The 11,644-nt window shown below is 68.2% G+C and carries 9 protein-coding genes; 6 read left to right on the top strand and 3 right to left on the bottom strand.

Annotation, left to right across the window (positions count from 1 at the left end; all coding sequences use genetic code 11):
* Positions 1-191: 191 nt before the first annotated feature.
* From GGR48_RS02330 to GGR48_RS02320, 3 genes are all read left to right on the top strand, one after another.
* Complete coding sequence (locus GGR48_RS02330) at positions 192-1,436, top strand: hypothetical protein (protein ID WP_183950280.1); 1,245 nt, start codon at positions 192-194, stop codon at positions 1,434-1,436.
* Between the two features lie 173 nt (positions 1,437-1,609).
* Entirely contained in the window at positions 1,610-2,497 is an 888-nt protein-coding gene (locus tag GGR48_RS02325) for a M15 family metallopeptidase (RefSeq protein WP_183950279.1), read from the top strand.
* Between the two features lie 14 nt (positions 2,498-2,511).
* Positions 2,512-3,009 carry a hypothetical protein gene (locus tag GGR48_RS02320; RefSeq protein ID WP_183950278.1) on the top strand — a complete coding sequence of 166 codons (498 nt, stop codon included), beginning with the start codon at positions 2,512-2,514 and terminating at the stop codon, positions 3,007-3,009.
* 4 nt (positions 3,010-3,013) lie between these two features.
* Here GGR48_RS02320 and GGR48_RS02315 read toward each other — a convergent pair whose 3' ends face one another.
* Together GGR48_RS02315 and GGR48_RS02310 are read right to left on the bottom strand one after the other, a co-directional pair.
* On the bottom strand, positions 3,014-3,787 hold the full coding sequence (locus tag GGR48_RS02315) for a metallophosphoesterase family protein (RefSeq protein WP_183950277.1): 774 nt from the start codon (positions 3,785-3,787) through the stop codon (positions 3,014-3,016).
* Positions 3,788-3,815: 28 nt separating this feature from the next.
* Positions 3,816-4,904 (bottom strand): catalase family protein, encoded by a 1,089-nt coding sequence (locus tag GGR48_RS02310; RefSeq protein ID WP_183950276.1) that lies wholly within the window; start codon positions 4,902-4,904, stop codon positions 3,816-3,818.
* Between the two features lie 194 nt (positions 4,905-5,098).
* Here GGR48_RS02310 and GGR48_RS02305 point away from each other — a divergent pair, with 194 nt between their 5' ends.
* The 3 genes from GGR48_RS02305 to GGR48_RS02295 all read left to right on the top strand — a co-directional run bounded on the left by GGR48_RS02305 (position 5,099) and on the right by GGR48_RS02295 (position 9,783).
* Entirely contained in the window at positions 5,099-6,127 is a 1,029-nt protein-coding gene (locus GGR48_RS02305; protein WP_183950275.1) for a quinone-dependent dihydroorotate dehydrogenase, read from the top strand.
* A gap of 46 nt (positions 6,128-6,173) precedes the next feature.
* Entirely contained in the window at positions 6,174-7,931 is a 1,758-nt protein-coding gene (gene ggt, locus GGR48_RS02300) for a gamma-glutamyltransferase (protein WP_183950274.1), read from the top strand.
* Positions 7,932-7,995: 64 nt separating this feature from the next.
* Entirely contained in the window at positions 7,996-9,783 is a 1,788-nt protein-coding gene (locus GGR48_RS02295) for an AMP-dependent synthetase/ligase (protein WP_183950273.1), read from the top strand.
* Between the two features lie 247 nt (positions 9,784-10,030).
* Here GGR48_RS02295 and GGR48_RS02290 read toward each other — a convergent pair whose 3' ends face one another.
* The gene (locus GGR48_RS02290; RefSeq protein ID WP_183950272.1) at positions 10,031-11,554 is read right to left on the bottom strand and encodes a fumarate hydratase; all 1,524 of its coding nucleotides are present in this window, start codon (positions 11,552-11,554) and stop codon (positions 10,031-10,033) included.
* Between the last annotated feature and the right edge of the window lie 90 nt (positions 11,555-11,644).

Below are 11,644 nucleotides of genomic sequence, written 5' to 3'. Positions count from 1 at the left end.
ATTTCCCGAAGATTGTGGTGAAGGACCGCGATATAGGCTTTACACCCCCCGCTGTCAAACACGCGCCGGGCCGGACCCATCATATGGCCGAGGGGGGTTGCATCCGCCGGTTCGAGCGGGCACGGCTAGGCGGTCGGGTCGGTGACCCGAACGGCCGATGAAGACTGTTGTTACCACGAGGATTGCATTTCATGACATCGTCCGGGCCGCGCATCGCCGCGCGCCTTCTTGTCCTGACGCTGGCCCCGGCACTCGCACCGACGCTGGCCAGTCCCGTCCTCGCCAAGGCCGCCCCGCAGGACAGTGATGCCAGCAGCCGCCCCTCCACCTCGGGGCTGGACGGATTCAGCCTGACCCCGCGCGCCACCACGCCGCAGCAATCGGCGACCCCGGTGCCGACGCCGCCGGCCCCGCGCCTGGTCCTGCCGGGCCAGGCCACGCCCGAGCCGACCCCGGCCCCCACGCCCCGTGCGACGCCCACCCCGCGTCCGACGCCGCGCGCCACCCCGACGCCCGCGCCCAGCCCGACTCCGGCGGCCGCGCCGCTGCCCGAACCGAGCCCCACGCCCGAGCCGCCCGCGACGCGGCTGCCCGACCCCGAATCCAGCCCCGTCAACCGCCCCGATACGGCGATGGACGGCTTGAATATTTCCAATGGCCAGGGCGCGACGCCCGCCATTGTCGCACCGGACACCGCCGCGCCCGAACAGGGCGAGACGGATCGCGGCGGCCTGCCCTTCTGGCCGCTGCTCGCGGGCACCGGCATCGGTGCGCTGATCATCGGTATCTGGCTGGGCCGTCGCAGCGCCGGTCGTACGCGCGCGCTGCCCGCCCCGGCACCCCGCCCGGCCGAGCCGGCCCCGGACTTCGCCGCCGTGCCCACGCCCCGCCCGTCGGCGACGCCCGCCGCCGCACCCCAGCCCGCCGCCCCGCCACCGCCGGCGCTGCCGCCCGAACCCAGCTTCCTGCAGGTCGAGGCGCGACCGCTGCGCGTCGGGCTGAACATGCTGTCCGCGACGATCGAGGCGGAGATCACCGTGCGCAACACCGGCGCCACCCCGATCGGGCGTGTCGCCGTCGACCTGCGCCTGCTCAGCGCGCATAGCGAACTGGACGGCCAGTTGATCGAGCTCGCACGCCAGCCGCAGGGCCGCCCGATCGTCCCGCCCTTCGCACTGGCACCCGGCGAGAGCCGCACCGTGCGCGGCGTCAGCGCGCTGCCGCGCGAGGCGATCCACGTCATCGACGCCGCCGGCCGGCCGATGTTCGTGCCGATCCTGGCCGCCGCCGCACACACCGACTGGGGCGTCGCCCGCTGCGCCTATGCGGTCGGGCTGGAGCGCACCGACTCGTCCAAGCTCTCGCCGATCTGGCTCGACCAGCCGGGGCGGATGTACGACCAGGTCGCCGCACGGCCGCACGTCATGCGGGGGTGATCAGGCCGGGCGAGGTCGGGGCGCGAGCTTCGACTTCTCCTTTCGTCCGACGCGGATCATTCGGCCGCAACCGGGGCATGACGCCGCGAAGAATTTCCCTTATATTCCAGATCGAAGCGCAACGAAACCAGTCGCAGACCAAGTCCGTCACATGATCGGGAGTCGATTCCGCCATGCGCCAGATTCAAGCGTCCGTAGGATTGGGCGGCCATAATCGCCCCGCCGATGTCGGCATCATCCAGCAATTGCTGACCGATGCAGGCGAACATCCCGGCCCCATTGATCGGCGATGCGGTCGCCTGACCATTTCCGCGATCGAGCGGTTTCAACGCCGGGTCCCCCGCCGCCCCGATGGTCGGGTGGACGTCCATGGTCCGACGTGGCGACGCCTGACCACGACGTCCTCCGTTACCCCGGCGCCGGCTACGCGGGATCGGATCACGACCGCACCCACCGTCCCCACGACGCTGCCACGTAAGGCCGCCCCCGCAGCGACGCCTGCCACGCCATCCGGCGATAGACGCGCCTTCTGGAAAACCGAAACCGCGCTGCCGGCGCGCGGATCGGTCAACCATGGGCTTTCATCGCCGGGACCGGAAAGCCAGATCCGGCGCTTCGGCGGCCGCCCCAGCGAGATCGCCTATCGAAACGGCGGCCCGGTCACCAACCCCAAGCTGCGAGCGCTGATCGTCATCGAAGATGTCGGCCCCTTCCGCGCCACCGGCATCCGCCCCGCCGTCGCCAGCCTGCGGGGCGTATTGAGCGCGGTGCGCCGTGAGCTTCCCGAACTCTACCCGTTGCTCGGCAATGCGGGGATGCTGGTCAACCGGCTCCAGCGCGGATCGAGTACGAAATTGTCCAATCACGCGTTCGGGACCGCGATCGACTTCTATATCGACCGCTATTTGACCCAGCGCGGATCGCATCGTTCCAATCGCGGCCTGGATGCTCTGGCACCGTTCTTCAATCGCGCGGGTTGGTATTGGGGGGCGACCTTTCCCACGGATGATGCGATGCATTTCGAATGCAGCACGTCGCTGCTCGACAGTTTCGGGCTTTGAAGGAGAGGATCGGGATGATCCGTCCACCACATGCGATCGTCGCGATCGGTATCACGCTGGCCATCGGCGGTGCCGCCGCCTGTTCGGCCGGGGGCGGTGCGGCAGCGCCGTCGGCCGCCGATTGCCGCGTGATCATCCCGGCCGATCTGATTCAACGGCCTGCACGCTGGCTGGGCGATTGCATCAAGAGCAGGGCCGAGGGGTTGGGCGTGTTACGCCTCGGCAAGGCCGAACCCTATCAGTTCTTCCTGGGCAGGATGGCCAGCGGCCGCCCCGTACAGGGCGTGTTGAAGGTCAACGGATCACAACTGATCCCCGCCTATCGCTTCGATCCGGAATGGCGCGGCGTCGTTCCCGAGGCCGACCGCCCAGAACAATTGACCCAGGTGTTCAGGACGGGATCGGCAGGCGCCAGCGCGGCAGCGCGGCGCTTCGCGTCACAAGGGAATGCCGGTTCGGCCGCCTATTACCGCAAGCTGGCCGAGGATTATCGCACGCCGCCTTTCGAGTAAGGCATCATCCCGCCCGCATATCCTCGGTAATCACATGCGGCGCGGTTTCGCCGAAGCTGCGGACCAGCGTTTCGAAGCCCTTGCCCTCCACGCGGAGTTCGTTGAAGGCGGGCGGGGTCTTGCGGGTGCGCTTGGACAGGGTGCCAGCGCCGATCATGCGGATGATCCAGCCATCGCGGTCGATCGGCACGTCGAACGGGTCGTGGACATGGCCCGACAGCACCGCATGCGCGCCCGCCGCCGCCAGCTGGGTCAACGCCTCGTCGCCATTGCGGGTCTTGGCGGTGCCCTTGGTCGGCCCTTCGATCAGCGGATGGTGCGCGGCGACCAGGATCAGGTGATCCTTGGGCGCCTGTTCGATCAGCGCCAGCGCACGGCGGAGCGAGCCGGAACTGACCCGCCCCTTCGACCAGTTCCACCGCCACTGGGCGCGTGCGGTGGTCTTGAGCGGCACGACCGTTACGCCGGGCAGGTCAAGCGGCTTCTCGATCATCCGTTCGACCGCCGCATAGCGCTGATAGGGCGCGAAGAACCGGCGGAACGGGTCCCAATAATAGGGGATGTCGTGGTTGCCGACCTCGACCGTCACCGGAACGCCCAGCGATTGCAGCCATTCGCCGCCCGCCTGAAATTCGCGCTTGGTCGCGCGCATGGTCAGGTCGCCGGTCATGATGACGGCGTCGGGCTTTTCCGCCGCCACCCGCTCGGCGAACCAGGCGAGCGCGGCGGGGTCCTCGGCACCGAAATGCACGTCGCTGACATGAAACAGGCGGATCATGCCGCCTGTCCTAGCGGCTGCGGGCCGCTCACGGCAACTCGGCCATTTCGCGCGGCTCGTGCATCGGGCAGCCGTTCACCCGCCCGCGATATTCGGCCGAGAAGCGATAGGTGTCTTTCCGTGCGCGGTTGACATTGCCCAGCGGCCGGTGCGCGGCCAGGCCGTGCCAGATGCTGTAGGACAGCGCATCGTCGATCGCGTTGGTCTGGCCGTCCTGCCAGCTGATCTGCGGTTCGGCGGTGAAGGTCGCGACGGTGATGTACGGACTGTCCGCCTCGCTCCATTCGGCGGTGGCGTCCTCGATCGGCATGGCATCGAGGTCGCGGTTGAGCTGGACACGCAGCTCCCACTGGCCGCCCTGCTCGATCATCACCTCGCGCACCACTTCGCGCAGCGCGTCGGGGCGGTCATGCGTGTCGACCGTATCGCCGGTCAGCTGGGTCAGCGCCGGGCTGACCGGAAACAGGGCGAACTTGGCGATATGGTCGCCGTAGCGGAACGGCGTCTGGCTGTAATAGGTCTCGCCCAGCGGGTGTACCTGCTTCGATCCGCCCAGCGTCTTGAGCGTCGCGCTCTCGACCCCGACCGTCTCCAGCGTCGCCTCGATCCCGCGCAATATGCCCGAGAGCAGCTTCTTGCCGCCCTCGAACTTGTCGGTCGTCGAGGCGAGCATCTTTAAGTTCTTGGCGAAGGCATCCGCCGTCGGCGCGGTGAAGACCGGCGCATTGGCCATGACGAAGTCCTGCGTCGCATCGCCTTCGGACCCTGGCAGCCGCTCGCCCTCGACCCCAATGACCTTCAGCGCGAGGCCGCGCGGCAGGGCGATGGCGTCATCAAGTATATCGCCCGGGTTGGTGGAGATGCGCGCCACCGCGTCATATTCGCCCGGCTTGGCGAACAGGCCCTGCGCCAGCTCGGCGGGAAGCGCGTCATGAACCTTCAGCCTGCCCCGGATGATGCCGTGCGCCTTGGCATGGACCGCGCGGACGCCGTGGCCATAGTCCTTCGATGTGGTGTCGAGGATATGCTCGAATGACTGTTTCATCTGGTCGACGGTGTCGCCCTCTTCGGGCTTTACGTCTTCGACCTGGGGGGTGAATGCGACGGGGATCTTCATCGGGGCTCTCCCTGTGGGTCCCCACCAACCGATGTTGGGTAATAGCGTTCCGTTTTGATTACACCGGCCCTCCGGTCTTGGCACGCCCCTCCCGCCTGCGGGAGGGGGAGCAATGAAGGCGGGAGGGGAGAAAGAAGTAGAAGGCGCCCCCACCCCGCTTCCCCCTCCCCCCGCAATCCGCTAACCGGGCCGGCATGGCCTTTTATCACCCGCTCCTCTTCGCGCTCGATGCCGAACGCGCCCACGGTCTGACGGTGGCGATGCTGTCGCGCTGGGGTTCGCTGGGCGCACCGATGGGGGTGGATTCGGCGCGTTATCCCCGGCTCGCCACGCGCATCGCAGGCATCGACTTCGCCAACCCGCTGGGGCTGGCGGCGGGCGTCGACAAGAATGGCGAGGCGATCGACGGCTTTTTCGGCCTGGGCTTCGACATGGTCGAGATCGGCACACTGACCCCCAAGCCCCAGCCCGGCAACCCCAAACCCCGCCTGTTCCGGCTGGTCGAGGATAAGGGGGTGGTCAATCGCTACGGCTTCAACAATGGCGGGTTGGACGCCGGGCTGGCGCGCGCGAAGGCGGCGAAGCGCAAGGGCGTGCTGGGCATCAATGTCGGCGCGAACAAGGACGCCGCCGACCGTATCGCCGATTATCGCCACGGGGTGACCCAGGCGGCACCGATCGCCGATTACGTGACGATCAACATCTCCAGCCCCAACACGCCTGGCTTGCGCGACCTGCAGCACGGCGCGGCGCTGGCCGAGTTGCTGGCCACCTCGCGCGAGGCGGCAGGCACAGTGCCGCTGTTCCTTAAAGTCGCCCCCGATCTCGAGCCCGCGCAGATCGACGAGATCGTGCGCGCCGCGATCGACAACCGGTTGGACGCGATCATCATCGGCAACACCACCGTCACCCGGCCCCATGTCACCAGCGCCAACGCGGCCGAGACCGGCGGCCTGTCGGGCCGTCCGCTCGCCCCGCTTGCCCGCGCGCGGCTGGCCGATTTCCGGAAAGCCACCGGGGCGGCGCTGCCCCTGATCGCCGCCGGCGGGATCGATAGCGGGGCGGAGGCCTATGCCCGCATCCGGGCGGGGGCGAGCCTGGTCCAGCTTTACTCCGCGCTGGTCTATGAGGGGCCGGGGCTGGCCGCGCGCATCCTGCGCGATCTCGACGCGCTGCTCGCCCGCGACGGATTCGAGAATATCGCGCAGGCGATCGGCGCCTGACGTTACGGCTTGGCGCAGGGCGCGCCTTGCCGCTAGGGTCGGGCGGATGAAGCACTGGCTCCTGTCCGTGGCGGCGCTCGCGCTGCCTCTCGCCGCGCCCGCCGAGGCGCGCCAGCCCGCCCCCCAGCCCGCCCCAAAGCCCCCCGCCGAGGGTATGGTCAGCGCCGCTGACCCGCGCGCCGCCGCCGCCGGGGTCGAGATCCTGCGCGCCGGCGGCAGCGCGACCGACGCCGCGATCGCCACCATGCTGGCGCTGAACGTGGTCGAACCGCAAAGCTCCGGCATCGGCGGCGGCAGCTATTGGGTCCGCCACGGGCCGCGCGGCACCGACAGCATCGACGCGCGCGAAACCGCGCCGATGGCCGCCACCCCGAACTGGTTCTATGGCCCGGACGGCCGCCCGCTGACCCATGCCGAGGCGGTGCCCGGCGGGCGCAGCGTCGGCGTGCCCGGCGCGCTGCGCGGCATGGCGCTGGCCCATGCCAAGGGCGGCAAGCTGCCCTGGGCGCGGCTGTTCCAGCCCGCGATCCGGCTGGCGCGCGACGGGTTCCAGCTGACCCCGCGTCTCCAGACCGCGCTGACTCGGTACGGCGCACATGTCGACGCCCCCACCCGCGCCCGGCTGACCGGTCCCGACGGACAGGTCCTGCCGCTGGGCAGCACCATCCGCAATCCCGAACAGGCCGCCTTGTTCGAACGCCTCGCCAAACTCGGCCCCGACTATTTCTATGTCGGGCCACAGGCGCAGAAGCTGGTCACGACGGTCAACACCGCGCCACGCAACCCGTCGAAGATGACGACCGGCGACCTCGCCTCCTATGCCGCCAAGCCGCGTCCGCCGCTGTGCGACACCTATCGCGGATACCGGATTTGCAGCATGGCCCCCTCCTCGGGCGGCGGGTCGACGGTATTGTCGATTCTGAAACTGCTCGAACGCTTCGACATGGGATCGCTGGGCAAGGACTCGCCGCAGGCCTGGCATCTGTTCGCCGAGGCCTCCCGCCTCGCCTATGCGGACCGCGACATGTATCTGGGCGATCCCGATTATGTCCGCGTGCCGCTGAAGGGGTTGTTCGACCCCCGATATATCGCCAGCCGCTCCGCACTGATCTCACCCGATCGCACCATGGCATCGGTCTCGCCCGGCACGCCGCCCGGCGCGCCGGCGCGGGTCCGCGCACCGGTCAGCGAGGTCGCGGGCACCACCGATCTCGTCGCGGTCGACGCGGGCGGCAATGTCGCCGAGGTGACGACCACCGTCGAGGGCTCGTTCGGCTCGGGCCTGTCGATCGACGGCACGATGCTGAACAACGAGCTGACCGATTTCGACATCGTGCCGGTCAAGGACGGTGATCTGGTCGCCAACCGGGTCGAGGGTGGCAAGCGGCCGCGCAGCTCGATGTCGCCGACCATCGTCTATGGCCCGGACGGCAAGGTGCGCCTGGCGGTCGGCGCGGCGGGCGGCGCGACCATCATCGCGCAGGTCGCCAAGGCGATCATCGGCGTCATCGACTGGAAGCTGAGCGCGCAGGACGCGATCGCGACCGGCCTGGTCTTCGCCCCGGGCAAGGTCGCCACGATCGAACAGGGCACCACGCTGGAGGCGCTGGTCCCCGGCCTTCAGGCGCTGGGCGAGGCCGTGACGGTCGCGCCGATGGGGCTGAAGGCCAATGCCATCGAGCGCGTCGGCGGCCGCTGGGTCGGTGCCGCCGATCCGCGCAGCGAGGGCGTGGCGATCGACGTGGCCGGGCGGATGACCGTGATCCAGCGGGTCGGCGACAAACCGGGACGCCCGGCGGAATAAGACAACCAAAGAGCCCGGTCGCGCGTTGACGCGCGCGATACGGGCCGGTGGGAGAGGCACGACCATGCGTACGCTCGAATATTTTCCCAATCTCGTCACCATGTTCTTCACCCGCGCCGCCGAAAAGGGCGACGCGCCCTTCCTGTGGCGCAAGCAGGACGGGGCCTGGCACGCGATCAGCTGGGCCGAGGCGGCACGGCAGGTCGCCAGCCTGTCGCGCGGGCTGCGCTCCACGGGGCTGCAGCGCGGCGACCGGGTGATGCTGGTCGCGGAGAACCGGCCCGAATGGTGCATCGCCGATCTCGCCATCATGGCGGCGGGCTGCGTCACCGTGCCGACCTACACAACCAATACCGAGCGCGATCACGCGCATATCATCGAGAATTCGGGCGCGCGCGCGATCATCGTCTCGACCCAGAAGCTGGCCGCGACGCTGATGCCCGCCGCGCTGCGCTCCAACCATGTCCAGACGGTGATCGGGATCGAGCCGCTGAAGCTGGGGCCGAGCCAGATCGACTGCCGGCAATATGATGCGCTGATCGCCGCGCATCCGACCCAGGCCGCCACCGTCGCGGCGGAGGCCGATTTCAGCCGGGGCGACCTGGCCTGCATCATCTACACCTCGGGCACCGGCGGCGCGCCGCGCGGGGTGATGCAGCATCACGGCGCGATCCTGCACAATTGCGCCGGGTGCAGCGTGGTGATCGCCGAGGATTTCGGCTGGGAGGACGAGGTGTTCCTGTCCTTCCTCCCCCTCTCCCACGCCTATGAGCATACCGGCGGGCAGCATTTCCCCATCTCACTGGGCGGGCAGATCTACTACGCCGAGGGCCTAGACAAGCTGGCCGCCAATATCGAAGAGGTCCGCCCGACGATCATGTTCGTCGTGCCCCGCCTGTTCGAGGTACTGCACACCCGCATCGCCAAGGCGATCGAGAAAAAGGGTGGCCTCGGCGCAAGGCTGCTCGATCAGGCGCTGGCTTTGGGTGCACGCAGCTATAACGGCAAGCTGCGGCTGGTCGACCGACCCGCGCAGCTCGCGGTCGCCACGCTATTCAAACCCAAGATCGCCAGGAAGTTCGGTGGCCGGTTGAAGGCGATGGTGTCGGGCGGCGCGCCGCTCAACCCTGAGATCGGGCTGTTCTTCCACTCGATCGGCCTCACCCTGCTGCAAGGCTATGGCCAGACCGAGGCCGCGCCGGTCATCGCCTGCAACCGGCCAAAGGCGGGCGTGCGGATGGAGACGGTCGGCCCGCCGCTCGTCGATACCGAGGTGCGGATCGCCGAGGACGGCGAGATCCTGGTGCGCGGCGAGCTGGTCATGCACGGATATTGGCGCAACCCGACCGAGACCGAACGGGTGCTGAAGGACGGCTGGCTGCACACCGGCGACATCGGCGAGTTCGATGGGGCGGGGCGCCTGCGCATCACCGATCGCAAGAAGGACCTGATCATCAACGACAAGGGCGAGAATGTCGCCCCCCAGAAGGTCGAGGGGATGCTGACCCTCCAGCCCGAAATCGCGCAGGCGATGATCGCGGGCGACCGGCGGCCCTATATGGTGGCGCTGATCGTGCCCGATTCCGAATGGACCGCCGAGTGGTGCGCGAAGTCGGGCACGGGCTGCAACCGCGTGGCGCTCGACGACGATCTGGACTTCCGCGCGGCGATCTCGGCGGCGGTCGACCGGGTCAATCGCGATCTGTCGGTGACCGAGCGCATCCGCCGCTTCGTGATCGCCCACGAGCCGTTCTCGATCGAGAACCAGCAGCTGACGCCGTCGCTGAAGATCCGCCGGCATGTGTTGCGCGATGTGTATGGCGAGCGCCTGGACGCGCTCTACAGGAATTGAGAGTGCAGGCTCCCCCTTGGCGAGGGGAGGAACAATCCACACGATGTGACGGGGCGCGGTTAAAGCACACGCTCCGTTCAGCCTGAGCGCAGTCGAAGGCCAAGAGATGACAGAGGCACCAGACTTTGTCAGCTGGCGATGTTGTCCCGTGGCCTTCGACTACGCTCAGGCTGAACGGAGGTCAGGAAAGGGGAGCTTTCTGCCAGCCGCCCGCCCTCCCCATCGCGGATAGGGAGGGTGAACCGGATCACGCCGGGGTCAGCAGGCCTTCCTTGGCGATCTTGTCCTTCCACACCAGCGGCGCCAGCGTGTGGACGTTCTGGCCTTCGGAATCGACCGCGACGGTGACGGGGAAATTCTCCACGTCGAACTCGTAGATCGCCTCCATGCCCAGATCCTCGAAGCCGACGACCTTCGATCCCTTGATCGCGCGCGCGACCAGATAGGCCGCACCACCGACCGCCATCAGATAGGCGGACTGATATTCGCGGATCGCATCGGTGGCGGCCGGACCACGCTCGGCCTTGCCGACCATCGCCAGCAGGCCCTGATCGAGCATCATGCGGGTGAACTTGTCCATGCGGGTCGCGGTCGTAGGGCCCGCCGGACCGACCACTTCCTCGCCGACCGGATCGACCGGGCCGACATAATAGATCACCCGACCCTTGAATTCGACGGGCAGTTCCTCGCCGCGGTCGAGCATGTCCTTGATCCGCTTGTGCGCGGCGTCGCGGCCGGTCAGCATCTTGCCGTTGAGGAGCAACCGGTCGCCATGCTTCCAGCTCTTCACCTCTTCCGGCGTCAGCGTGTCGAGATCGACGCGCTTGGCCGTTTGCAGGTCGGGCTTCCAGTCGACCTTGGGCCATTCTTCCAGCTTGGGCGCTTCGAGATAGACCGGGCCCGAGCCGTCGAGCGTGAAGTGCGCATGGCGGGTCGCGGCGCAATTCGGGATCATCGCCACCGGCTTGGACGCGGCGTGCGTCGGCCAGTCGAGGATCTTGACGTCGAGGATGGTGGACAGGCCGCCCAGCCCCTGCGCGCCGATGCCCAGCGCGTTGACCTTGTCGAACAGCTCGATCCGCAGCGCCTCGATATCGTTACGCGGGCCGCGCTCTTTCAGCTGCCCCATGTCGATCGCGCCCATCAGCGATTCCTTGGCGAGCAGCACCGCCTTTTCCGCCGTGCCGCCGATGCCGATGCCGAGCATGCCCGGCGGGCACCAGCCCGCGCCCATCTGCGGGATCATCTCCAGCACCCAGTCGACGATCGAGTCGGACGGGTTCATCATCTTGAACTTGGACTTGTTTTCCGACCCGCCGCCCTTGGCCGCGACGTCGACCGTCACCGTGTTCCCCGGCACCATCTCGACATGGAGGACCGAGGGCGTGTTGTCCTTGGTGTTGCGGCGGGTGAAGGCGGGGTCGGCGAGGATCGAGGCGCGCAGCTTGTTCTCGGGGTGGAGATAGGCGCGGCGCACGCCCTCATCGACGACCTCCTGCAGCGACCGGTCGCCGGACAGGCGGCAGTCCTGGCCCCATTTCACGAAGACCGTGACAATGCCGGTGTCCTGGCAGATCGGGCGATGCCCCTCCGCGCACATCCGGCTGTTGGTCAGGATCTGGGCGATGGCATCCTTGGCCGCCGGGCTTTTTTCGGCCTCATAGGCCTTACCCAAGGCGCGGATATAATCCATCGGGTGATAGTAGCTGATGAACTGGAGCGCGTCGGCCACGCTCTCGATCAGGTCGGTGTCGCGGATCAGGGTCGTCATGGGGTCGCCTTTTGCGACAGCGGCGCGCGCGGTGCAACGCCATGTGCGATGACGATGACGATTCCCTCGGGGGGATTCACTTCAATCAAT

Origin of the sequence: Sphingomonas pseudosanguinis (assembly GCF_014196255.1) — a bacterium.
GTDB classification, from domain to species: domain Bacteria; phylum Pseudomonadota; class Alphaproteobacteria; order Sphingomonadales; family Sphingomonadaceae; genus Sphingomonas; species Sphingomonas pseudosanguinis.
The sequence above is the reverse complement of the archived record's forward strand: the minus strand, read 5'-3'. Positions and strand labels throughout refer to the sequence as shown.